This window comes from Phytohabitans aurantiacus (genome assembly GCF_027923225.1).
GTDB classification, from domain to species: domain Bacteria; phylum Actinomycetota; class Actinomycetes; order Mycobacteriales; family Micromonosporaceae; genus Phytohabitans; species Phytohabitans aurantiacus.
In genome coordinates, this window is record NZ_BSDI01000017.1 from 90,527 (window position 1) to 114,077 (window position 23,551).

Consider the following 23,551-nt stretch of genomic DNA (forward strand, 5'->3'; position numbering starts at 1 on the left):
ATGCAGTCCACATCGAGGTTTCTGCAGGGGGTCTTCCCCTTCCAAGGCAAGGGGATCGAGTCACCCTTCCCGATCGACGCGACCCTGTCGTACACCGTGCCTGACGGCGTGGTCACCCAACCGGTCTACTTCCGCGGCGGCAACACCACCGGCGAGCTGATCTACGCCGTGCTGATGCGCGACGGCGCCCCGATGCGGTACTTCCCCATCGGCGCGAAGAGCGACGTGCACGTGCCACTGCGGGTCGTCGAGGACCTCGACAGCGGCACCGTCGTCGAGTTGCACCTGGCCGCGCCGGACGGCGTCAGCGGCGCGGTCGTGGTCGACCTCGGGCTCGTGGAGGTCTGAGTGGAGCGACTGGTGGTCATCGGCAACGGCATGGCCGGCGCCCGTGCCGTAGAGGAGATCCTGGAGCGGGGTGGCCGGGATCGGTTCACCATCACGATGTTTGGCGAGGAGCCCTACGGCAACTACAACCGCATCCTGCTGTCCAATGTGCTGTCCGGTGTGGAGGACGAGGCCGGCATCTTCCTCAACAGCCTGCCCTGGTACGAGGAGAACGGCATCGCGCTCCGGGCCGGCGTGCGGGTGGAGCGGATCGACCGGTTCGCCCGCGTCGTGCGCGCCGACGACGGCTCGATCACCCCGTACGACACGCTCGTCATCGCCACCGGCAGCCGGCCGTACGTGCCACCCATCGAAGGGATGCACCATCCCCGGCGCGGCTATCACCAGGGCGTGTTCACGTTCCGCACGATCGACGACACCCGCGCGATGATCCGCTACGCCCGCGACCACGAGCGTGTGGTCGTCATCGGCGGCGGCCTGCTCGGCTTGGAGGCGGCGCGCGGGCTGCAGCAGTACGGCGTCCAGGTCACCCTCCTGCACTCGGCGGCCACGCTGATGAACGCCCAGCTCGACGCGCAGGCCGGCACGATCCTGCGGCGCAGCGTCGAACACCTCGGCATCACCGTCGAAGTCGGCGCGCGCACCGCCGCCGTCGTGGGCAAGGACCGGGTCGAGGGGGTACGGCTGGCCGACGGTCGCGCCATCCCCTGCGACATGGTCGTGGTGGCCGCCGGCATCCGCCCCAACGTGGAGGTCGCCGCGCTGAGCGGGCTGCCGGTCGAGCGGGCGATCCTCGTCGACGACCACATGCGGGTGCTCGACGAACCGCACATCTACGCGGTCGGCGAGTGCGTACAGCACCGCGGCCAGACGTACGGCCTCGTTGCCCCGCTGTGGGAACAGGCCAAGGTACTCGCCGACCAGGTCACCGGGCGCGACCGCACCGCGGCGTACCACGGCTCCCGGACGGCCACGAAGCTCAAGGTGGCCGGTGTCGACGTGGCCGCGATGGGCCTCACGACCCCGGAGCACGACGACGACGAGTTCGTGGTCTTCGCCGAGCCGCGGCGCGGCGTCTACAAGAGCGTCATCATCCGCGACGACCGGCTGATCGGCGCGACGCTGCTCGGTGACGTCAGCAAGGTGGGCTTTCTGATGCAGGCGTTCGACCGGGGCCTGCCCCTGCCGGAGGAGCGGGTGCGGCTCCTCTTCGACCTCGGCGGGCCGGCGGCCGAGGAGTCTGCCGCCGAACTCGACGACGGCGCACAGGTGTGCAACTGCAACGGTGTCAGCAAGGGCGCGCTCGTCTCCACCGTCCACAGTGGTGTCAAGACGCTCGGTGGTGTGATGGACGCCACCCGCGCTGGCAAGGGCTGCGGCTCGTGCAAGTCCCTCGTCGCGCAGATCGTGGAGTGGGCGGCTGGCGGCGCCGTCGAGGAGGATCCCTCCGCCACCTGGTACGTCCCCGGCGTACCCATGGACAAGCCGGCGCTGATGGCCGCGATCCGCGCGAAGGGCCTCAAGAGCGTGTCCGCGGTCTTCGACGCGTTGGCCGGTGGCCGAGAGGATGCCAAGAGCAAGATGGGTCTGGTCTCGCTGCTGCGGATGATGTGGGGCGAGGAGTACCAGGACGAGCGTGGCGCCCGGTTCATCAACGACCGCGTGCACGCCAACATCCAGCGCGACGGGACCTTCTCGGTGGTGCCGCAGATGAAGGGTGGTGTCACCACACCCGCCCAGCTGCGCCGGATCGCCGACGTCGCCGACAAGTACCAGGTGCCGATGGTCAAGCTCACCGGCGGGCAGCGCATCGACCTGCTCGGCATCCGCAAGGAGGACCTGCCGAAGGTGTGGGCCGACCTCGACATGCCCTCCGGGTACGCGTACGGAAAGAGCATGCGCACGGTGAAAACCTGCGTCGGCAGCGAGTTCTGCCGCTTCGGCGTCGGCGACTCCACCGCGCTCGGCATCGCCATCGAGTCCCGGTTCCAAGGGCTGGAGAGCCCGGGCAAGATGAAGCTCGCGGTGACCGGCTGCCCCCGCAACTGCGCCGAGGCGTACGTCAAGGACCTCGGTGTGGTGGCGGTCGACGGCGGGCGGTGGGAGATCTATGTCGGTGGCGCGGCCGGCGCCCACGTCCGCAAGGGCGACCTACTGGCCACGGTGGACAGTCCGGACGAGGTGATAACGCTCACCGGTCGCTTCCTCCAGTACTACCGCGAGAACGCCAACTGGCTGGAGCGCACCTACTCCTTCGTTCCCCGGGTGGGCATCGGCCGGCTTCGCGCGTTGCTCGTCGACGACAGCGAGGGACTGGCGACCGGCCTTGAGGAGCGGATGACCGCGGCGGTGGCCGCCTACAAGGACCCGTGGAAGGAAGGTGCGGATCCGGCGACGCCCGGCCAGTTCCGCACCGCCCTCCCGCTACTGCCACTTCCCCGGGTACCCGTGCGCGAGGGAGGGCAGGCGTGACAGCGAACCTGGTGGAGTACCGCGTCGGCGCCGTGGCGGAGCTGCCCGTGGGCGAGGCTCGCGCGTACGCGGTCGGCGCCGACACGGTGGCGGTCTTCCGGCTGCGCGACGGCTCACTGCGGGCGGTCTCGGCCATCTGCCCACACGCCGGCGGGCCGATCGCCGACGGTATCGCCGACGCCGAGGTGGTCATCTGCCCCCTGCACCAGCACGCCTTCGATCTGGCGACCGGCTGCTCCCAGACCGGGCAGCCGCCACTGACGGTGTATCCGGTTCGGGTGGACGAGGGCGAGCTGGTTGTCGGCGTCCCCGCCGCAGCGATCAGTAACCTCGTCCCCGGCGCAGGAAGCACGACAGGAGTCGCCTGAATTCGTGCGGGTGCTCGATCGCCGGCACGTGCCCGCATCGGCCGAGCGCATACAGACGGACATCGGCCAGGTGTTCGAGCATGGGCAGGGCTGCCGTCCCGATCGGGGTGACTCGATCCTCGGCACCGTGGACGAGCAACACGGGAGCGCGGACTTCTGCCAGCGTTTGCGGCGAGAGGGCGAGCTCGTCGGCCCAACGCGCCCTAGGAGGAGGGAACAATGACGCGAATGCGGCCGCGCCCGCTCGCATCGCAGTCGCACGAGCATCGACGGCCGACTCGGTCACGAGCGCTTGGTCGTAGACGAGGCGACTCAACATGTCTCGTGCCCCGAGCGGGCCGGCGGGTGCGGCCCAGACCGCGTCGAGCTCAGCGGACAGCGGCGCTCCGGGGGCGCCCATCGTCGAGACCGCCACGACACGGGTGACCTTTTGGGGACGCGCCGCCGCCAACGCCAGCGCCACGGCACCGCCCATGGAGTGGCCCACCACGGCGTAGTGCTCGACACCGAGAGCATCCATCAGGCCCGCGGCCTGCTCCGTCCACAGCCGGAGCCCACCCCTGGAGCCCTCCGGGATCGGTGTACGGCCGAACCCCGCCTGGTCAGGGGCCACCATGTGCCAGGACGAGCCCAGCGCCTGCGCCGTCGCCGCCCAGGCGCCGGACCCGGTCGTGCCGGGTCCAGAGCCGTGCAGCATCAGCACCGCGGGCCCGGTGCCGCTCTCCAGGACGTGTACGGGGGAGCCGTCGACCGTGAGGGTCCGAAGTGCCGTCACCGGGGCCTGTCAGGGGTGCTCATGCCGATGCGGAGTTGACCGACTTCGAGAAGAGCTCCATCATCGCCCTGCCGAACTGCGGCATGTCTGGCCACCCCCTACAGGAGACGAGGTTGCCGTCGACGACGTCGGGGGCGTCGATGACCGTCGCGCCCGCGTTCTCCATGTCGCCGGTGATCGGGGGGAAGCACGCCGTCTTTCGACCCTTCAGCAGCCCGTACACCGCGGGCACCTGCGCGCCGTGGCACACCAGCGCGATCGGGAGGTCGCGCGCGAAGAAGTGCTCGGTGATGCGCCTGACGTCGGCGTCGACCCGGATCCACTCGGGGGCACGTCCTCCGGGGATGATGAGGGCGTCATAGCGCTCGACCTCGACCTCGGCCCAGGTCACGTCGACCGGCAACTTTCGGCCGTTCTTCTCCACGTAGGCGTCGGAGTTGGGGTCGAACTCGTGGATGACCAACTGCACGTCACGCATCGTCCGTGACGAGACGTCAACGTCCCAGCCGCCCTCCTGCACGCGATAGTAGGGGTACATCGTGTCGAGCTCCTCGGCGGCGTCGCCGGTCAGGAGCAGCGCTCTGGGCACCTGCTTCTCCTCGCATCTGAGGGCCGGGTGATGTTGATCCAATCCGATCCGATCCGATTTTGAGTTAGCATTCCTCGGCCCAGGCCGCCCGTCAAGCCTTCACCGGCATTCCATCCGCGTCCTTGACCTCGTCGAACAATCGCCGGAACCGCTCGCCGGACAGCAGGATGTGCCGACGCATGGCGTAGGCGGCGGCGTCGGGGTCACGTGCGGCGATCGCGGCCAGAACCTCCTCGTGCTCGGCCATGGCCAAGTGGGTGACCTGGGTGTCGTGGAGAAGCCGGAACAGGTGTACGTGCGCGTGCAGGCGAGCGAGCGCTTCGCGAATGACCTGGTTCTCCGCGCTCAAGGCGATGAGATCGTGAAAGGCGGCGTCGCGTAGCCCGAAGGCGCCATAGGCCACGAGCCCGGTGCCCCCCTCCAGCTCCGCCATCTCCTCCAGCATTCGTTGCAGACCGGCCACCTGCTCCGAGGTTGCGCGTTCGGCGGATCTGCGCGCCGCCGCGGGCTCGAGGAGCAGGCGGACCTCGAGCATGTCCTCGAATCGGCGACGGGTGATTTGGGGGGGAATGCGGTAACCAGCATGGGGCACACGCACGACCAGGCCCTCGGCCTCCATACGGTTCAGAGCGTCTCGGATCGGCGTCTGTGAGACCCCCAGCTCTCGCGCCAGGACGTCGATCGTGACGCGGGAGCCAGGCTCGATCCGTAGCGACATCAGCTGTCCGAGCAGCGTGTCGTACACCTCGTCGGCGAGCCGGCCGCGAGATCTTCCGGGCGGCATCCCGCCCGTCATGGCCCCATGGCCCGGCGCGATCGTCGCTTCGTCGTCCATCGTGAGGTGAGGTCCCTTCTAGCGTCTTCGCGAACCTGTTGACATCGATCGCGACGCTGCTGCATGCTGACGCCCAATCGAATCGTATAGGAAACGTGACGGACGCTAGCCGTCCTGAACCATCGCGGAACAGTCCTCCAGCGCCTACCTCGATCACCTAACGCTCCCCCTGAGCATGCTCGACGTCCTGCTCGGTTCGCCACCAGGCCGCGCGAGGACCGAAGGACGTCTCGACGTCGCGGGACGCCTCCCGCGACAGCCCGGCAAACACGCCTGAGACAACCCAGCACTCGGCGAAGCACGCGGCAAGGCCCCCGAGTCCCTACGCAGAAAGCAGGCTTGAAGATGCGGTATGCGCAGCGAATAGGACGACTGCCCGTTTTCGGTCGAAAGGTGCGGCTAGCGGCGGCCATGCTGGTGGCCGCGACCGTGGCGGCGTGCGGCGGCGGCGAGGACGACGGCGCGGAGGCGAGCGCCCCCAAGGCGCCGGCGACCATCCCGACGCTCACCCAGGACCCGCTGACTCTCAGCTTCATCTGGTTCGAGTGGCCCCCCGCCCAGGCGCTGGAAGCCTTCGCGAACGCGGAGTACAAAAAGCAGCGGCCGAACGTCACCATCAAGGTCAACACCGTGCCGAACGCGAACTGGCACGACGCGATGTTCACCCAGTTCGCCGCGCGCAAGACCGACTTCGACATCGCGATCCTGGACTCGCAACACATCGGCGAGGCCGTGACGAACGGCAACATCCTCGACATCACCGACTTCGTCAAGCAGAACATCGACGTCAAGGCCTACAACCCGTACCTCCTGGCGGCCTACGGCCAGTTCCCCCAGGCGGAGACCGGGCAGCGCGACGAAAACGCCAGCCTGTACGGCCTGCCGCTGCTCGGCGACACCTGGACGATGATCTACCGCAAGGATCTGATCGGCGACAAGCCGCCGCAGACCTGGGACGAGATGATTTCGGTCGCCGAGAAGTGCCAGGCCGACAACCCTGGCGTCAGCGGGCTGGCTTTCCACCAGGCCAACGGCTCTGACGCCGCGGCCGTTACCTACAACACGGTCAACGGCGTCTACGGCGGCAATCTCTGGAACTCCAAGGATCGCAAGATCGACGGCGTCCTCAACGACCAGGCGGGGCAGGAGGCGATGGACGTCCTGGTCAACAAGATGAAGCCGCTGACCGCCAAGGGCTCCGGCAACTGGTTCATCGACGAGGTGAACGCGGCGGTCGCCCAAGGCAAGGCATGCATCGCGTTCCAATGGATCGCCGCGAGCGGCGGCCTGCTCGACCCGAAGCAGTCGACGCTCGGCACCTCGCGGGAGCAGATTCTCGACAAGCTGGGTTTTGCCACCCTGCCGAGCCAGAAGACGAACCTGGTGCCTCTCGGCGGCATGGGGATGCACATATCGGCCTACGCCGCCGAGGCGAACCAGGCGGAGGCCCTGAATTTCCTGAAGTGGTTCGAGCAGGCTGACATCCAGAAGAAGTGGGCCGCGGCCGGCGGCGTGCCATCGCGCACGGACGCCCTGCAGTCGCCCGAGTTCCTCAACGCCCAGCCGTTCAACAAGGTGTACGCCGACTCGGTTCCGCGGATGCGGGACATGTGGAACGTGCCCGAGTACGCGCGCCTCGTCGACATCGAGAACACCAACGTGAACGCGGCTCTCAACGGCGCGAAGAGTCCGAAGGACGCGCTCGACGACATCGCCAAGGAGCAGCAGAAGGTGCTCGACTCCAGCGGCCGCAAGGGCGGCGGCGGGCTGTGAGTGACCCCGTGGCGCCGCCCGCACCGGGTCGGTCCCGCCGCGTGAGCGACCGCTGGCTCGCCGTGGGCTTCATCTCTCCCGCGATGCTGCTGTTGCTGTCAATGTCGGTGTTCCCGTTGCTGTGGGCGTTGTACCTGTCTTTCACCGACTACTCGGCCACACGCGGTGGACCCGCCCGTTGGATCGGGTTCGGAAACTACACCGCCGTCCTGACCTCGTCGCAGGTCCACCAGAGAGCCTTGACAACGTTGATCTACGTGGTCGGTGCGGTCGCCCTGCAGACCGTGCTGGGTTTCACCATCGCCTACCTGATCTCACGGCGCACGCACGGGCGAGGGCTGCTGACCACTCTGTTCCTGGTGCCGATGATGCTGTCGCCGGTCGTGGTCGGGCTGTTCTGGCGATTCATGCTCGACGCGCAATTCGGCGTGGTCAACAGCATGCTCGGCTCGCTCGGCCTGGGGCAGGTGGAGTGGCTCACCCAGCGGCGAACGGCATTGCTTTCCCTGGTCGTGGTCGACACCTGGCAATGGACGCCGTTCATCATGCTCATCGCACTCGCGGGCCTTACCGCGGTCCCCAAGTACCTGTACGAGGCCGCCTCGATCGACCGGGCGTCGGAGTGGTTCCGGTTCCGCACCATCACTCTTCCGCTGGTGTGGCCGCTGCTCCTCATCGCCGTACTGTTCCGGGCCATCGAGGCATTCCGGCTGTTCGACCTCGTCTACATCCTCACCAGCGGAGGTCCGGGGGTGTCCACAGAGACGTTGTCGTTCCATGTCTACAAGGTCGCGTTCCTGGGCTTCAACACCGGAACCGCCTCGGCGTACGGGATCCTCATGGTCCTTGTCGTCATCATCCTCACGCAGCTCTACCTGCGCTACTTGAACAAGCTCAAGGAGGACTAATGGCGGTTTCCGTCGACGACGCCGTGTCCGCCGGTCCGGTCCGGGATCACACGCCACCCGCGCGCCGCTTTGGTGGCCGGGGCCGCGCCGTGCTGGAGGTCGCGCTGCTGACGGTGCTGGCCGTCGTCATGCTCTTTCCGGTGCTGTGGATGGTCGAGACATCCATCAAGGAGAACCGGGACGTCTACGCCATCCCGGCCAAGTTCTTCGACTTCAAGGTCACTGTGGACCATTTCAAGGACGTGTTCGTGTCCTCCAGCGGTGGTCGCTCGGGCTTGTCCGTCTCGTTCCTCAACTCCGTCGTGGTCGCCGGGGTCTCCACAGTGCTGGCCACCGTGCTGGGGGTCCCGGCGGCCTGGGCCTACTCACGCTTCGCGCTGAAGGCCAAGAAGGACCAACTGTTCTTCATCCTGTCCACCCGCTTCATGCCGCCCGTGGTGGTCGTGATCCCGATCTTCCTCATGTACCGCCAGGTCGGGCTCATCGACACCCAGCTCGGTCTGATCCTCATCTACACCGCGTTCAACGTCCCGTTCACGATCTGGATGATGAAGGGGTTCGTCGACGAGGTGCCCGCGGAGTACGAGGATGCCGCCATGCTCGACGGCTACACCCGCTTGCAGGCGTTCTGGAAATTCACCCTTCCCCTGCTCGTACCTGGCATCGCCGCGACGGCGGTCTTCGCACTCATCTTCTCGTGGAACGAGTTCGTGTTCGCCATCTTCCTCACCTCCAGCGACGATGTGCGGACGGCCCCACCCGCTATCGCCGGCCTCATCGGCGGCACCACTGTGGACTGGGGTCTCGTGGCCGCCTCCTCCGTGGTGTTCGCCGTACCGGTGCTCGTCTTCGCCTACCTGGTGCGCAGGCACCTCGTCGCCGGTGTGACGCTCGGGGCGGTGCGACGCTGATGGCGGGCATCGAGGTGACCGCCCTGCACAAGCGCTACCCGGACGGTACGGTCGCGGTTGATCATGTGGATCTGTCCATCGGCGATGGCGAACTGTTCGTGATGCTCGGCCCTTCGGGTTGCGGCAAGACGACCACGCTGCGGGCCATCGCCGGCCTGGAGAGGCAGACGACGGGCGACATCCGTATCGGCGATACGCTGGTCAACGACCTGCCGCCCGCCGAGCGCGACATCGCCATGGTGTTCCAGTTCTACGCTCTCTACCCGCATCTGCGGACCCGCGACAACCTGGCGTTCCCACTGCGGGCGGAGGGACTGCCCAAGTCGGAGGTGCACAAGCGGGTCGAGGAGGCCGCCCGGCTGATGCGGCTTGGTCCGCTCATGGACCGGCGACCGCGCCGGCTGTCCGGCGGGGAGCAGCAGCGCGTCGCGCTTGCTCGCGCCCTGGTGCGGCGACCGCGCGCATTCCTCATGGACGAACCTCTGACCAATCTGGACGCGGAGCTGAGGGCCGACATGCGCACGGAGATCAAGCACCTGCAGGGGCAGTTGGGGACCACGATGGTCTACGTGACCCACGACCAGGTCGAGGCGATGTCGCTCGGTCACAGAATCGCCATCCTCAACAAGGGCCGCGTCGAGCAGATCGGCACGCCGCTGGAGGTCTACGACCGTCCGGCGAGCCTTTTCTGCGCCGAGTTCATCGGCTCCCCGCCGATGAACCTGATCGAGGTAGAGGTGGTCGACGGGAAGCTGCACAGCAAGGGCGGACTGGTCCTCACGCCCCCGCCTGGCCTGCCGCGCGACCGTTCCCTGGTGGCGGGCGTCCGGCCGGAGGCGCTGGAAGTCACAGAACCAGGGGCGGAAGGTTCAGTCCCGGCCCGCGTGGTCTCAGCGGAGGGGCTGGGCGACGAGGTCATCTACGTGGTCGACCACGGCGGCCAGCGCGACGTACGGGTCCGGATGCCACCGACCGTCCGTTTCGCCACTGACGCATCGGTCGGGCTGCGGCACAGCGGCGGGACCCCGGCGGTCTACGACGTTCACACGGAAGACCTGGTGGCCTGATGGGAACCGTGTCAGTGCACGGGCTGTGCAAGTCCTTCGGTGAAGTCCAGGCCCTGGACGGGGTGACGCTGGACGTGCCGGACGGCGCGTTCTTCGTCGTGCTCGGGCCCTCCGGGGCAGGCAAGACCACGACCCTGCGAGCGATCGCCGGCCTGGAGAAGCTTGACGCCGGGTCGGTGCATCTGGACGAGCGAGACGCGACCGGTGACACCCCGGCCGCACGCGACCTGGCCATGGTCTTCCAGAGCTACGCCCTCTACCCGCGACACACGGCGTACGAGAACATCGCTTCGCCGCTGCGGGCACGGCGCTGTTCTTCGAGCGAGGTCGCCGCCGCCGTCGAGCAGGTGTCGAGCCTGCTGCACATCGAACGTTTGCTCCAGCGTCGTCCCGCGCAGTTGTCGGGCGGTGAGATGCAGCGTGTCGCCCTGGCCCGGGCGCTGGTCCGTCGCCCGCGCGCGTTTCTCATGGACGAGCCGCTGACGAACCTCGATCTCAAGCTCCGCGTCGAGATGCGCACCGAGCTCACCCGCATCCACCGGAGTCTCGGGGGCACCTTCGTCTACGTGACCAACGACCAGGTCGAGGCCCTGTCCATGGCCGACCAGGTCGCGGTCCTCAAGGAGGGGAAGGTGCAACAGGTCGGAACGCCGACCGAGGTGTACGAGCGTCCAGCCAACCAGTGGGTCGCGGGCTTCGTCGGGAGCCCGCGGATCAGCCTGCTCGCCTGCCACGTCGAGGGAGATCGCCTGGTCGGGGCGGAAGGCTGGACGCTGCCGCGGCCCCGTTGGACCACGGTTGAGGACGGTCGTCCGCTGCTGCTCGGCGTGCGCGCCGAGGACCTCTCCGTCGAGCAGCGTGGGAACGCGTCGTTGTCGGGTGAGCTCTACGGGCTTGAGCCGCTCGGTGACCGAACGGTGGTCGACGTCCGAGTGGGGACGAAGATCCTCAAGGTCAAGGCACGACCCACCGTCACCGGTACGCCGGGCGAGCGGCTGCTTGTCACGGTCGATCTGGACCGTGCGCACCTGTTCGATGCGGACACCGGGCTGGCGCTGTCCGAGGCCGGGAGGTAAGCGACGCGATGAGTGACCCGATGAACGTCTTAGCGCCCGAGCACCGGCGGCTCCGGATTGGCGACGCCTGGCGCGACGCCGCCAGCGGAGCCACCTTTGCCGTCGAGGACCCGGCCACCGGCAAGACCATCGCCGAGGTGGCGGACGCCGACGTCGTTGACGGGCTCGCCGCTCTGGACGTGGCGAGCAAGGCGATGGCGCAGTGGGCGGCCACCCCGCCGCGAAAACGGTCGGAGTTGTTGACCGCGACGTACCGGGCGCTGACCGAGCGATCCGAGGAGGTCGCCCGGCTGATAACGCTCGAGATGGGCAAGCCGCTCGCCGAGGCTCGGGGAGAGGTCGCCTACGGCGCCGAGTTCTTCCGTTGGTTCGCCGAGGAGGCGGTGCGCGTCGAGGGGCGCTACAACACCGCCCCCGCTGGTGGATATCGCATCCTCACGGCGCCGAAGCCGGTCGGACCGTGCGTCTTCGTGACGCCCTGGAACTTTCCGTTGGCCATGGGCGCCCGCAAGATCGCTCCTGCGCTGGCGGCGGGCTGCACGACGATCACCAAGCCAGCAGGTCAGACGCCACTCACCATGCTGTTGCTGGCCCGCGTCATGGAGGAGGTCGGCGTTCCCCCGGGCGTGGTCAACGTGGTGACAACGAAGCGTGCCGGCGAGGTGGTCTCAGCCCTGCTCGCCGACCGCCGGACCCGCAAGCTCTCGTTCACCGGGTCGACCGAGGTCGGGCGCGTGCTGCTCCGACAGGCGGCGGACAACGTGCTGCGCACCTCCATGGAACTGGGCGGCAACGCGGCCTTGATCGTGTGTGCCGACGCCGACATGGACGTCGCGCTCGACGGTGCCATGGTGGCCAAGATGCGCAACATCGGGCAGTCCTGCATCGCGGCCAACCGGATCTACGTCGAGGAGCCGGTGCGCGAGGAGTTCACGGCGCGCTTCGCCGAGCGGATGGGCGCGCTTTCAGTGGGCCATGGTCTCGACGACGGCGTGGACGTCGGGGCGTTGATCGACGAGGCCTCAGCCACCACGATCGAGGAGCTCGTCGCCGACGCGGTCGATCGCGGCGCCCGTGTCTTGGTGGGCGGCGAGCGTCCGGATGGGCCGGGCCACTTCTACCCGCCCACGGTCCTCGTCGACGTGCCCGAAGACGCGCGGATGCTGGAGGCGGAGATCTTCGGCCCGGTCGCGCCGATCATCTCGTTCACATCCGACGACGAGGTGATGGCGAAGGCCAACGACACCGAGTATGGCCTGGTCGGCTACATCTTCACCCGCGACCTCCAGCGGGCGCTCCGGTTCACTGAGGGGCTACAGACGGGGATGCTCGGCATCAACCGTGGCCTGATCTCGGACCCGTCAGCTCCGTTCGGAGGCGTGAAGCAGTCCGGGATCGGCAAGGAGGGGTCGCACGAGGGCATCCTCGAGTACCTCGACCTCACCTACGCGGCGATCGACCTACCGTGACCGGCCTCCACCCGTGGGGCGGGACCCGGGCCTCACCACAGACGCGGCGCCGTCCCGGTCTCGCAGGCTACCTGGACATCCGCCCAGCAGATCGCCGCCGACGTTCCAGAGAGGCACCGACATGCTTGAGACCGTCCGCGGACCACGCCAGCTGATAGTGGGCGAAGGGGTCGCGCAGAACATCCCACGAGTGGTGGCAGAGTGTGGCTCGCGAGTCCTCGTCGTGACCGACAGGGTTCTTCTAGGGCAGCCTCGCGTGGCCGAGATCGTGGCCGCCGTGCGGGAAAAGGTCGAGGTCGTCGAGGTGTTCGCCGATGCGACTCCGGAGGTGCCACTCGCCGATGTCGCCCTGGCCGCCTCGGCCGCCACGGAGGTGGACGCCGACATGATCCTCGCCATCGGGGGTGGCACCGTGATCGACCTCGCCAAAATCGTCGGCGTCATCCAGCGCCACGGTGGGGCGCCGCACGACTTCTACGGCGAGTCGAAGGTGCCGGGGCCGACGATTCCTCTCGTCGCGGTCCCGACGACGTCAGGCACCGGCTCCGAGCTCACGCCGGTCTCGGTGTTGACCGACCCGGACCGCGAGCTGAAGGTGGGGGTCTCCAGCGTCTACATCGTGCCCGACTTCGCCATCGTCGACCCCGAGCTCACCTACACCTGCCCTGCGACCGTCACCGCCCACTCCGGCATCGACGCGTTTTGTCACGCGGTGGAGAGCTACACCGCCCGACCCCGGACCCACGGACCGCGCGACCCGGTGGAGCGGGTCTTCCTCGGCCGCAACCCGATCACCGATCACTACGCGCTCCTGGCCGCGGAGCGGATCTCCCGCAGCTTGCGCCGTGCCGTCCGGGACGGAGGCGACACTGACGCGCGCGCGGACATGTCCTATGGGTCCATGCTCGCCGGGCTCGCGTTTTCCCACGCGGGCAACGCGGCCCCGCACGCCCTCCAGTACCTCATCGGCGCAGCCACTCACACGCCGCACGGCCTGGGCGTCGGGCTGCTGCTGCCCTACGCGCTGGACGCGGCCAGGGACGCCATCGGCGACCGGTTGACCATCCTCGCCCGGGTGTGCGGGCTCGACGTGACCGACGCCTCGGAAGCCGAGGCCGCAGATACGTTCCTCACCTGGCTCGACGGGCTCCTTGCCGACATCGGCATCCCTGCCAGCTTGGCGGACATCGGCGTGGCACGCGCCGACCTCCCGCGCTTCGCGGAGATGGCCAGCGGCATCACCCGCTTGATCCAGAACCATCCAGGCCCGACCGACACCGCCAGCCTGACCGCGATCCTCGAAGCTGCCTGGATCGGGGACCGGACCCGACACTCCTGACCCCGCGGTTCCCGTGGACCCGAAGTCCTACGCACCGTCACCGGACTGGAGATCTACTGAACCTGGCGATAACCGCGTTCTGAATAACGCTCTCGCGAAAAAAGTGTTATCCGCGAAAGCTTTCAAACGTCGCCTATAGAAAACCTGCGTTCCGCGTATGCGTTTGGCGGTTCCCTCTTGAAGGATCCAAAACAATCTGGCAATCTTTCAAGCATCGATGGGGAGCGTTCCCACACATCGATGATTAGCACTCTTAGTCTGCCAATCGATACAGGATCGGTCCAGGCCGGAACTGTCAGTGCAGGCTGCCCGGCGGTCTAGCCCTTAACCCTCGGAAGGGCAAACCACGATGTTGAGCCGCGCTTCATCGCTGGGCCTGTCGCGGCCGCGGCGGTGCTGGTCGTGGCCCTGGGGATGTGATGCAGAACGGCAACCCCGGCGGCTTCCGTCGGCTGCCAGTCGGGGCTCGCCGGCCGGTTTGGCATTGATTCGTACGAAAGGAAGCGAGACCACCGATCATGTTTCGAAGATTGGCCCTCTGCATTGCCATGGTCTTGGCCGCGGTGAGCTTCACCGCGGTCCCGGCCCACGCCGCAGCAGATTTCAGCGTTCTGGTCTTCAGTAAGACGGCCGGGTTCCGGCACGACTCGATCCCAGCGGGTATTACCGCGATCCAGCAGTTGGGCGCCGCGAACAACTTCACCGTGGAGGCCACGGAGGACGCCGCCCAGTTCAACGCCACCAACCTGGCCCGCTTCCGGGCGGTCATCTGGCTCTCCACCACCGGGGACGTGCTCAACGCCAGCCAGCAGGCGGCGTTCGAGCAGTATGTCCGAGCCGGCGGCGGCTACGCCGGCATCCATGCGGCGTCCGACACCGAGTACGACTGGCCGTGGTACGGCAACCTGGTCGGCGCATACTTCGCCAGCCACCCGGCGAACCAGAACGCCACGGTGCGGATCGAGGACACGGCCCACCCATCGACCGCAGGGCTGCCGACCGCGTGGAATCGGTTCGACGAGTGGTACAACTACCGCACCAACCCGCGCGCGCAGACCCACGTTCTGGCCACTTTGGACGAGAGCACGTACACCGGTGGTTCGATGGGTGGGGACCACCCGATCGCGTGGTGCCGAGGCTACGATGGCGGCCGCTCCTGGTACACCGGGATGGGTCACACGAACGAGAGCTACAGCGAGGCGAACTTCCGTACGCACCTGCTGGGTGGTATTCGGTACGCGGCGCAGGGGACCGGCAACTGCTCGACCGGCCAGCCGCCGCAGGCTGGGTACAACCAGGTGAACCTGGCCAAGGGCGTGGCCGAGGTGGGCGAGCCGATGGGTTTGACCGTGCTGCCCAACCGCGGCGTGCTGCACACCTCCCGCGACGGCACGGTCCGGTACACGGACGCGGCCGGCAACACCAAGGTGGCGCTGACCATCCCGGTGTACACGCACGACGAGGAGGGTTTGCAGAGCATCAAGGCAGACCCCAACTTCGCCACCAACCGGTGGGTGTACGTGTACTACTCGCCGCGGCTGTCCACCCCGTCCGGCGACGCGCCGTCGACCGGTACGGCGGCGCAGTTCGCGCCGTTCAACGGCGTCAACCGCCTGTCCCGCTTCACGGTGAACGCCGACTTCACGCTGAGCGCGTCGTCGGAGGTGACGGTCCTGGAGGTGCCGACCAGCCGCGGCATGTGCTGCCACGTGGGTGGTGACATCGACTTCGACGCGGCCGGCAACCTCTACCTGTCCACAGGGGACGACACCAACCCGTTCGACTCCAGCGGCTACACGCCGATCGACGAGCGGTCGAACCGCAACCCGGCCTACGATGCCCAGCGCACAGCCGGTAACAGCAACGACCTGCGCGGCAAGGTGTTGCGGATCCGGCCGAGTGCCGGTGGTGGGTACACGATCCCGGCCGGCAACATGTTCGCGCAGGGTACGGCGAACACGAAGCCCGAGATTTACGCGATGGGCTTCCGCAACCCGTTCCGGATGTCCGTGGACAAGGCGACTGGCGTCGTGTACCTCGGTGAGTACGGGCCGGATGCCGGCACCTCCAGCCCGACCCGTGGGCCGGCGAACCACGTCGCGTTCGAGCGGATCACCCAGCCGGGTTTCTACGGCTGGCCGTACTGCTCGAGCTACAACACGCCGTATATCGACTACACCTTCCCGTCCGGTCCATCAGGTGCCGCGTTCAACTGCACCGGCGGACCTGTCAACAACTCGCCCAACAACACCGGGATCACCCAGCTGCCCCCGTCGCAACGGGGCTGGCTGCCGTACGGCGGTGAGCAGAATCCGCCGGCGCTCGGTAGTGGCGGCCTGTCGCCGATGGGCGGGGTGGTGTACAACTACAACGCTTCGCTCGCGTCCGACGCGAAGTTCCCCGCGTCGATGAACGGCAAGATCTTCCTCGGGGAGTTCGGGCGGCGGTGGATCAAGGCGGCCACCGTGACGAGCTCTGGTGGGGTGGGCGCGATCGACGCGTTCCCGGCCTACACCGGCACGCAGGTGATGGACATGGAGTTCGGCCCGGACGGCGCGCTCTACGTGCTCGATTACGGCACCGGTTGGGGGAGCGGTGACGCCAGCTCGGCGGTGTACCGGATCGAGTACAACTCCGGTGGCCGGTCGCCGATCGCGTCCGCGTCCGCGAACCCGACGAGCGGGAATGCGCCGCTGACCGTGCAGTTCAGCTCGGCCGGCTCCAGCGACCCGGACGGTGACGCCATCACGTACGCGTGGGACTTCACCACGGACGGCACCACCGACTCGACCGCCGCCAACCCGTCGTTCACCTTCAACAGCAATGGCGAGTTCACGACGACGCTCATGGTGCGGGACAGCACCGGTCGCAGTTCGACGGCGAGCTTGGTGATCGGGGTGGGCCGGCCGACAATCGTCCTCAACCTGCCGGGGAACGGGAGGCTCTTCAGCCCTGGTGACGCCGTCCCGTTCGACGTAACGGTCACCGACGCGAACGCGCCGACCGTCGACTGTAGCCGCGTGAGGGTCAAGTACACCCTTGGGCACGACAGCCACGGTCATGACATAACCAGCACCACCGGGTGCTCGGGCACGATACAGACCACTGAGGACGGTGAGCACGACACCAACGCGAACATCTTCGGCGTGCTGACCGCCGAGTACACGCCGGCCGGCTCGACCACGCCGGTGACCTCTCCGCAGGTGGTCATGCAGCCGCGGACCCGTCAGGCCGAGCACTACAACGGCCAGCAGGGCACCACCGTCGTGACCAAGCCGTCGGCCAACGGCGGCAGCGCGGTCGGGTTCATCGAGAACGGCGACTGGATCTCGTTCACGCCCTACAACCTGAGCGGGGCTACGTCGTTCACCGCGCGGGTCGCCTCCGCCGGCTCGGGTGGGACGATCTCCATGCGTGCCGGCTCGGCCAGCGGACCGGTGGTCGGCACGGCAACGGTCGCTCCGACCGGTGGCTGGGAGACCTGGACCAACGTCACCGGCACGGTCACACCACCGACCGGTACACAGAACCTGTTCCTGGTCTTCACCGGCGGTTCGGGTTACCTGTTCGACCTCGACGCGTTCACCTTCGGCGGCAGCACTCCACCTCCCACGACGCCACCGCCTACGACGCCGCCACCCACAACTCCGCCGCCTACGACGCCACCGCCCACAACTCCGCCACCCACGACTCCGCCACCCACGACGCCACCGCCGCCGGGTGGATGTACGGCGGCGTACTCCCTGACGAGCCAATGGTCCGGTGGCTTCCAGGCTGAGGTGCGGATCACGGCCGGCTCCGCGTCGATCAGCGGCTGGACGGTCACCTGGACGTTCAGCAGCGGGCAGAGCGTCAGCCAGTTCTGGAACGCCACCGTCACATCGAGCGGCGCCAGCGTGACCGCGCGGAACGTCTCCTACAACGGGTCGCTCGGAGCCGGTGCCAGCACGGCGTTCGGCTTCATCGGCTCGGGGAGTGGCGCCGCCGCCGTGCCATCGCTCACCTGCACCGCCACCTGAGTCCACAGGCGGCTGAATCCACAAGCGGCGCGACACCAGATGGTGTCGCGCCGCTGCCGGTTGGCCGCTGGAGGCTCTCGGTCAACCCTTGAACGCTGCGGGTGCCGACAATGTCGTCCGCCGTGGTCACGGCCCTCTGACGTCGGAACAGGACTTTGCATGCCTGACTGTGCTGTTCTGACTGGCTTACCTCCACGCGGACGGACGCCGCGGCTCACGGCGTCGCCAGCCACCGCGCGTATCCGAAGTCGATCGAAAGACGCGTGCCGGATTTGGCCACGGTCTCGATGACCGGCGGATCACCGAGCGGGTGCCGGGCCACGGCGCGCATCGACGCGCGATGGGGCAGCGGGTCATCGGGCGGTCGGATCGTCGCCATCACGGTCACCAACACGCCGGCGACGGCCGAGGAAGGGGGATTCCACCGGTCGGCGGGGGCGGTCCCGCCAGTCGGCGGGGATTATGCCGAAACCTGCCGGATAGTCGGCCGGTCCCTGGCTTAGCGACATTCTCTGGCATGACGCAGACCAAGCCCGCACAAGAGCCGTCCCCGCCACCGCTCGGCCCCATGCCCGAGCCAGCCGTGCCGGTTGATCCTGGTCCGTCGGTGGGGAGGCTGGTCGGGGTGGACTTGGCCCGCGCGCTGGCCGTGTTCGGGATGTATGTCGTGCATATCGGCCCGCCTTTGTCGGCCACGTCCGGCGTGGCCAGCTGGATCCGGTACCTGGCGGACGGCCGCTCGTCGATCCTGTTCGCCACCCTTGCCGGGTTCTCGCTGGCGCTGCTCGCCGGCCGCCGGGAGCCGAAGACCGGCCTGGCGGGACGCCAGGCGAAGGCCCGGATCGCGATCCGCGCCGTGGTCCTGCTGGCGGTGGGCACCGGGTTGACGATGGTCTTCGGAGATGTGATCATTCTCAACTTCTACGGGGTCTACTTCCTGTTGGCGCTGCCCTTGGTGCGGCTGCGGGCCAGGACGCTCGCGATCATCGCGGCTGTGCTCGCGGTTGTCGCACCTCAGCTGGCGTTTGTCCTGTCCTCGCTGCTGACCGAGTCGGTCCAGCAGAGCATCAACGCCTACGACCCGCTCGAGCGGCTCTGCGGCGTCGGCGTACTGGATCTGCTGTTCACCGGCTTCTACCCGACGATCACCTGGATGTCGTTCGTGGTCGCCGGCATGGCACTGGCCCGCCTCGACCTGGCCGCCGGTTCGGTGCGGCGGCGGCTGGCCGTGTTCGGCCCCGCCCTCATCGTGCTCGGCTACGGCACGTCCAGGTTGCTGGCCGGCGCGGACGCGTTGCGGAGCTCCGCGGAAGACGCGTCGGGGTCCTCCGGCAGCCGTTCGTTCGGCAGCGGTTCGTTCGACAGCGGGTCGTTCGAACCCTATGGGTCGGCTTCGTCGCTGTTGCTGGCCGGGCCGCACAGCGGTACGACATTCGACATCATCGGCAGCCTCGGCGTCGCGATCACCGTGATCCTGTGCGCGATCGTGGCGATGGACCGCCTGTCATGGGTGCGCCGTCTGGCGACACCGGTCATCGCCGTGGGCACCATGTCCCTGACGGCCTACGTCGGCCACTTCGTCGTGTCGTCGTCCGCCGGGGTGCCCTTCCAGGAGTCCTGGGTGCCGCTGCTGATGTTCATCGGCGGGGCCATCCTATTCGCCGGGATCTGGTCTCGCTTCTTCCGCCGCGGACCGCTGGAGTACCTGCTCCACACCGCCACCAAGCTGGCGAAGTTCGTCCGATGAGATCTGGCTGGAAGCCTCCACTCCCACCATCGAAGGTTAAGTTCATTGTGGTCGTGAAATGCCACGCCTGGCCCGCCCACGAGTCGGTCACCCGGCATGCTGACGAGGTCGTTCCGTTCAGGCCGAGACCGTGGCTGGATCAGGGTGCGTGGGCCGGCGGGCGGCGGGTTCAGTTCTGGTCGATCGGGAAGAAAATGGGGCTGAGCACGTAGAGCTGGCGCTCGGATTCTGGTGCGTTGTCCATCTTGGACAGCAGCATCTCGCGTACCTGTTCGGCCAACGAGGCCACCTCCTGTTTGCTGAGCCAGAGTGGGACCTGCACGTACCCGACCATGTCGGTGGTGGGGTCGGCGGTTGACGCTGTGTAGTACGCGACGTCATCCGGTGACCGTCGGGGAACGAACAATGTGTGTGGTGTACCGCACCGAACGGCGTGGGCGGATCCGGTCGATCGACCGGATCCGCCCACGGTTCACGAAACTGTCAGCTCGGCATGATCTGCAGGGCGGCGAGTGCCACCGCCCGGCTGGTCTGGTTCGATGCCGCGGTGAAGATGTGCTCGTAGGCGCTGAACGGCACATGCAACGGTTTGTTCCGCTGGCCGGCAACGATGATGTGCCCGACGGAGACGACTCCCGGGTACACGGTGCACCGGACGTTCACCTCGACCTCGCGCGACCCTGGTGGCTGGTCGCCCCACAATGGCGTCAACGAACATGCCGGTTCGAGGAGCGTGACGAGGGACCGGTTTCCCTGCGCCACGATCGTCTTGAGCGAGTCGATGCTGAAGCCGGCCCGGGCCCGGGCCGCGATCGCGATCGGTCCGGCCGTGTTGAGCGCGATCCCGAGCTCGTCCGTCTCCGGCTTGGTGCTGACAGTACCGATGAGGCTGCTGATCAGGGTGACGCACCCGGTCGCATCCTGCGCCCATCGTTGCATCGTTTGCGGCGTGAACGACTCGATGTCGGCGAACTCGATGACCGCCTGCCGCGCGCAGGCCGACGCCTCGGCGGTGGCGATCGCGTCGATGCGCGCGAGGATCTCCGTCTTCGACGTCTCGATCGCGTTGATGATCAGCCGCACCCCGGCGCTGAGGTCGTCCGCGGACGCACCGGGCCGGAAGACACCCTGGATCAACGAGTAGGCCGAGCTGGCGAACGAGACGACCGCCGCGATCGCCGCCGGGGGGATCGCGTGCGCGGGCCGTGCTGCGCCGGGCAGCACCATGACGACCGCGAGTATCGCGCCGGCGGCCGTCCTCAACATTCTTTGCTTCACAAGACCTCCAAGGCTCAGGTTCGGTTCGGGGTGGGCGTCCCCAGGCTCGGCTCGTGGCCCGGTGGACGGGTCGCGCGCGGGACAGCTCCGGACACCGGGGAAGGTGCCGCCTGCTGGGCGGCGCCAGTGGCATCCGGCGCACTGGACAGCAGCGGACACGCGACGTGACGGCTGTGGACGTGCCGGATCAGTTGCTCGGCGAGTTCTGCGCCGACCTGCGGTCGGTCTGGCAGCAGGCGGGTGGGCCGGGCCTGCGTGCGCTGGGTGCCCGCGCGCTGCTCAGCAAGAGCCAGATCGGTGCCATCCTCGGTGGTCGGGTGCGTCGCCCACCCGATTGGGACGTCATCCGCTCACTGGTACGCAGCTTCTGCGAGTACGCCGAACAGCGCGGCACCGCGGCGGGCCTGCCTCCGGGCACGGGCGTGGAGGAGTACTGGCGCGGCCGGTACGCGGTGGTGGAGCACGCGTTCCGGCGTACCCGCGCGGTGGCCGGCCGGGTGGCCGGGCGGATGCCCGCACGCCCGGCGTTGGTGCCGCCGCGTCAGCTACCGCCGACGGTGCGCACGTTCGTGGGACGCTCCGGCGAACTCGCCGCGCTCACGGACCTTGTGGAGACGGCCACACTCGCCGTGATCGACGGGATGGCGGGCGTCGGCAAGACCACGCTGGCCGTCGTGTGGGCCCACAGGGTCACCGATCGGTTCCCGGACGGGCAGCTGTACGTCAACCTCCGCGGCTTCGACCCGTCCGGACCGGCGCTGCGTCCGGCGGAGGTGCTCGACGGGTTTCTGTCGGCGTTGGGCGTCGCGTCGAACGAGGTTCCCACCACGGTGGACGGTCAGGTGTCGTTGTTCCGCAGCCTGGTGGCCGGCAGGCGGATGCTCGTCATCCTGGACAACGCGCGCGACGGTGAGCAGGTCCGGCCGTTGCTGCCCGGTGCTCCGGGATGCCTGACCGTGGTTACCAGCCGCAATGGGTTGGCGAGCCTGGTCGCCGTCGACGACGCCTACCCGCTGACGCTCGGTCCGCTGTCGGGCTCGGAGGCGTCGACGCTGCTGGCTGAGCGGATCGGCGCCGAGCGTCTCGTGGCTGAACCGGCGGTGGTTGACCGGATCGTAGCCGCGTGCGCGGCGCTCCCTCTCGCACTGTGCGTGGTGGCGGCGCACGCGGCGATCAGACCGGAACTGACGTTGGCTGACCTCGCCACGCAGTTGGGTGAGGAGCACGCCCGCGCAGACATCCTGGCCCGCGGGGAGTCCCGTTCGGACCTGTGGATCGTGTTCTCCTGGTCGTACCGGGCCCTCGACCCGGCGGCCGCGCGGCTGTTCCGGCTGCTGTCGCTACATCCCGGTCCGGAGGTCGGCGTCGCCGCGGCGGCCAGCCTCGCCGGCCGGCCCGTGCGCGTGACGGCGCGCGAGCTCGCGGCGCTGCGCGACGCGAACGTGCTTGTCGAGGTGGCGCCCGGCAGGTTCGCCATGCACGACCTCTTGCGCGCGTACGCCACCGGGTTGGTGACCGACGCCGAACGCCCCGACGCGCTGGGCCGCCTCCTGGACCATCTGCTGCATACGGCGTCCGCGGCCGCCGCCGCCCTGTACCCGGGCCGCGACCGGGTTGAGCTGCCCGCGCCCCGTCCCGGTGCCACGGTCGAGCCGCCACCGGGAGTCGACGGGTGCCTGGCGTGGTTCAGCCGGGAGCATGCCGTTCTGACGGCCGCGGTCCCAATGGCCGCGCTGGCCGATCTCGACTCGCACGCGTGGCAGCTCGCGTGGACAGCCGCGGACTTCCTGCAACGGCGCGGGCACTGGCGCGACTGGCACGACACGTCGACGATCGGGTTGTCGGCCGCCCGACGCGACGGCGCCATGGCCGCCCAGGCGCAGTTGCACCGCAACCTCGGGTACGCCTGCTCCATGATGGGGGATCACGACCGGGCGCAGAGGCACCTGTCGCAGGCCCTGGAACTGTACGCGCGACTCGACGACCTGTCCGGGCGCGCGGCCACGCACCGCACGCTCGGGAGCCTGCTGGTTCGCCTGGGCCGGGTGGAGGACGCACTGGCTGAGGACCGCCGCGCACTGGTGCTGTATCGGGCTACCGGAGACCTGGCCGGCCAGGCACTCACGCTGAACAACACCGCGTGGAAGAACCTTCAGCTGTGCAGGTACGACGAAGCCCTCGCCGTCGGCCGGCAGGCTCTGGCGCTGCACCGGACGGCGGGAAACCTGTACGGCGAGGCCGACACGTGGGACACCATCGGCTGCGTCCGCCACCACCGGGGCGAGCACGGCGAGGCCATTCAGTGCTACCGGCGGGCGCTGGAACTGTTCCGCAACCGCGGTGAGCGCTACTACGAGGCGATGACCCTCACCCGGCTCGGCGATACGCTGTACGCCGCCGGTTACCCGGAACCGGCCGAGCGCGCATGGCGCGAGACCACGACCATCCTCGTTCAGCTGAACCATCCCGAGGCGGAGCGGAGCCGGCTCCGGCGGCAGCCGGCCGTCTTCTATCGACAGCGGGACGACCCCAGGGCGTCCGGCCTGGCCCGGTAATCGGTTGCCGCCTCAGCGACCC

The 23,551-nt window shown here is 68.3% G+C and carries 19 protein-coding genes; 13 read left to right on the plus strand and 6 right to left on the minus strand.

Annotated features, from left to right (window positions below):
• The 3 genes from QMG73_RS19250 to QMG73_RS19260 are packed head-to-tail and all read left to right on the plus strand — an operon-like array spanning nucleotide 1 to nucleotide 3,188.
• The gene (locus QMG73_RS19250) at nucleotides 1-348 is read left to right on the plus strand and encodes a molybdopterin oxidoreductase (protein WP_281897540.1); all 348 of its coding nucleotides are present in this window, start codon (nucleotides 1-3) and stop codon (nucleotides 346-348) included.
• On the plus strand, nucleotides 349-2,820 hold the full coding sequence (gene nirB / locus QMG73_RS19255) for a nitrite reductase large subunit NirB (RefSeq protein WP_281897541.1): 2,472 nt from the start codon (nucleotides 349-351) through the stop codon (nucleotides 2,818-2,820).
• Complete coding sequence (locus tag QMG73_RS19260) at nucleotides 2,817-3,188, plus strand: Rieske (2Fe-2S) protein (protein ID WP_281897543.1); 372 nt, start codon at nucleotides 2,817-2,819, stop codon at nucleotides 3,186-3,188. The genes nirB and QMG73_RS19260 overlap by 4 nt, the downstream gene beginning before the upstream one ends.
• Here QMG73_RS19260 and QMG73_RS19265 read toward each other — a convergent pair.
• The 3 genes from QMG73_RS19265 to QMG73_RS19275 all read right to left on the minus strand — a co-directional run bounded on the left by QMG73_RS19265 (nucleotide 3,142) and on the right by QMG73_RS19275 (nucleotide 5,387).
• Entirely contained in the window at nucleotides 3,142-3,963 is an 822-nt protein-coding gene (locus QMG73_RS19265) for an alpha/beta fold hydrolase (RefSeq protein WP_281897545.1), read from the minus strand. The two genes, QMG73_RS19260 and QMG73_RS19265, sit on opposite strands and share 47 nt — an antisense overlap.
• Nucleotides 3,964-3,982: 19 nt before the next feature.
• A complete protein-coding gene (locus tag QMG73_RS19270; RefSeq protein WP_281897547.1) occupies nucleotides 3,983-4,552 on the minus strand; it encodes a DJ-1/PfpI family protein in 570 nt (189 codons plus the stop codon).
• A gap of 91 nt (nucleotides 4,553-4,643) precedes the next feature.
• Nucleotides 4,644-5,387 carry a GntR family transcriptional regulator gene (locus QMG73_RS19275; protein WP_281897550.1) on the minus strand — a complete coding sequence of 248 codons (744 nt, stop codon included), beginning with the start codon at nucleotides 5,385-5,387 and terminating at the stop codon, nucleotides 4,644-4,646.
• 393 nt (nucleotides 5,388-5,780) lie between these two features.
• Here QMG73_RS19275 and QMG73_RS19280 point away from each other — a divergent pair, with 393 nt between their 5' ends.
• From QMG73_RS19280 to QMG73_RS19315, 8 genes are all read left to right on the plus strand, one after another.
• On the plus strand, nucleotides 5,781-7,160 hold the full coding sequence (locus QMG73_RS19280) for an ABC transporter substrate-binding protein (RefSeq protein WP_281897552.1): 1,380 nt from the start codon (nucleotides 5,781-5,783) through the stop codon (nucleotides 7,158-7,160).
• A gap of 41 nt (nucleotides 7,161-7,201) precedes the next feature.
• Entirely contained in the window at nucleotides 7,202-8,068 is an 867-nt protein-coding gene (locus tag QMG73_RS19285; RefSeq protein WP_281897553.1) for a carbohydrate ABC transporter permease, read from the plus strand.
• On the plus strand, nucleotides 8,068-8,979 hold the full coding sequence (locus QMG73_RS19290) for a carbohydrate ABC transporter permease (protein WP_281897555.1): 912 nt from the start codon (nucleotides 8,068-8,070) through the stop codon (nucleotides 8,977-8,979). The genes QMG73_RS19285 and QMG73_RS19290 overlap by 1 nt, the downstream gene beginning before the upstream one ends.
• A complete protein-coding gene (locus QMG73_RS19295) occupies nucleotides 8,979-10,046 on the plus strand; it encodes an ABC transporter ATP-binding protein (RefSeq protein ID WP_281897557.1) in 1,068 nt (355 codons plus the stop codon). The genes QMG73_RS19290 and QMG73_RS19295 overlap by 1 nt, the downstream gene beginning before the upstream one ends.
• On the plus strand, nucleotides 10,046-11,122 hold the full coding sequence (locus QMG73_RS19300; protein ID WP_281897559.1) for an ABC transporter ATP-binding protein: 1,077 nt from the start codon (nucleotides 10,046-10,048) through the stop codon (nucleotides 11,120-11,122). The genes QMG73_RS19295 and QMG73_RS19300 overlap by 1 nt, the downstream gene beginning before the upstream one ends.
• An 8-nt stretch (nucleotides 11,123-11,130) precedes the next feature.
• Complete coding sequence (locus QMG73_RS19305; RefSeq protein ID WP_281897561.1) at nucleotides 11,131-12,591, plus strand: NAD-dependent succinate-semialdehyde dehydrogenase; 1,461 nt, start codon at nucleotides 11,131-11,133, stop codon at nucleotides 12,589-12,591.
• Nucleotides 12,592-12,712: 121 nt separating this feature from the next.
• Nucleotides 12,713-13,930 carry an iron-containing alcohol dehydrogenase gene (locus QMG73_RS19310; RefSeq protein ID WP_281897563.1) on the plus strand — a complete coding sequence of 406 codons (1,218 nt, stop codon included), beginning with the start codon at nucleotides 12,713-12,715 and terminating at the stop codon, nucleotides 13,928-13,930.
• Between the two features lie 563 nt (nucleotides 13,931-14,493).
• The gene (locus tag QMG73_RS19315) at nucleotides 14,494-17,949 is read left to right on the plus strand and encodes a ThuA domain-containing protein (protein ID WP_309299497.1); all 3,456 of its coding nucleotides are present in this window, start codon (nucleotides 14,494-14,496) and stop codon (nucleotides 17,947-17,949) included.
• Between the two features lie 214 nt (nucleotides 17,950-18,163).
• Here QMG73_RS19315 and QMG73_RS19320 read toward each other — a convergent pair whose 3' ends face one another.
• A complete protein-coding gene (locus QMG73_RS19320) occupies nucleotides 18,164-18,337 on the minus strand; it encodes a hypothetical protein (RefSeq protein ID WP_281897567.1) in 174 nt (57 codons plus the stop codon).
• 129 nt (nucleotides 18,338-18,466) lie between these two features.
• Between QMG73_RS19320 and QMG73_RS19325 the strand changes: the two genes are divergently transcribed.
• Nucleotides 18,467-19,696, plus strand: coding sequence for a DUF418 domain-containing protein (locus QMG73_RS19325; RefSeq protein WP_281897570.1), 1,230 nt, complete (start codon nucleotides 18,467-18,469; stop codon nucleotides 19,694-19,696).
• Between the two features lie 169 nt (nucleotides 19,697-19,865).
• Here QMG73_RS19325 and QMG73_RS19330 read toward each other — a convergent pair whose 3' ends face one another.
• Nucleotides 19,866-20,102, minus strand: coding sequence for a hypothetical protein (locus QMG73_RS19330; protein ID WP_281897572.1), 237 nt, complete (start codon nucleotides 20,100-20,102; stop codon nucleotides 19,866-19,868).
• Nucleotides 20,103-20,179: 77 nt separating this feature from the next.
• Nucleotides 20,180-20,962 carry a hypothetical protein gene (locus QMG73_RS19335; protein WP_281897574.1) on the minus strand — a complete coding sequence of 261 codons (783 nt, stop codon included), beginning with the start codon at nucleotides 20,960-20,962 and terminating at the stop codon, nucleotides 20,180-20,182.
• Between the two features lie 176 nt (nucleotides 20,963-21,138).
• Here QMG73_RS19335 and QMG73_RS19340 point away from each other — a divergent pair, with 176 nt between their 5' ends.
• Nucleotides 21,139-23,529, plus strand: coding sequence for an ATP-binding protein (locus QMG73_RS19340; protein WP_281897576.1), 2,391 nt, complete (start codon nucleotides 21,139-21,141; stop codon nucleotides 23,527-23,529).
• Nucleotides 23,530-23,551 lie beyond the last annotated feature (22 nt).

Coding starts and splice junctions, on each gene's coding strand:
- QMG73_RS19250 (WP_281897540.1), top strand. CDS start 1: ATGCAGTCCACATCGAGGTTTCTGCAGGGGGTCTTCCCCTTCCAAGGC.
- QMG73_RS19275 (WP_281897550.1), bottom strand. CDS start 5,387: ATGGACGACGAAGCGACGATCGCGCCGGGCCATGGGGCCATGACGGGC.
- QMG73_RS19290 (WP_281897555.1), top strand. CDS start 8,068: ATGGCGGTTTCCGTCGACGACGCCGTGTCCGCCGGTCCGGTCCGGGAT.
- QMG73_RS19295 (WP_281897557.1), top strand. CDS start 8,979: ATGGCGGGCATCGAGGTGACCGCCCTGCACAAGCGCTACCCGGACGGT.
- QMG73_RS19300 (WP_281897559.1), top strand. CDS start 10,046: ATGGGAACCGTGTCAGTGCACGGGCTGTGCAAGTCCTTCGGTGAAGTC.
- QMG73_RS19305 (WP_281897561.1), top strand. CDS start 11,131: ATGAGTGACCCGATGAACGTCTTAGCGCCCGAGCACCGGCGGCTCCGG.
- QMG73_RS19310 (WP_281897563.1), top strand. CDS start 12,713: ATGCTTGAGACCGTCCGCGGACCACGCCAGCTGATAGTGGGCGAAGGG.
- QMG73_RS19325 (WP_281897570.1), top strand. CDS start 18,467: ATGACGCAGACCAAGCCCGCACAAGAGCCGTCCCCGCCACCGCTCGGC.
- QMG73_RS19335 (WP_281897574.1), bottom strand. CDS start 20,962: ATGTTGAGGACGGCCGCCGGCGCGATACTCGCGGTCGTCATGGTGCTG.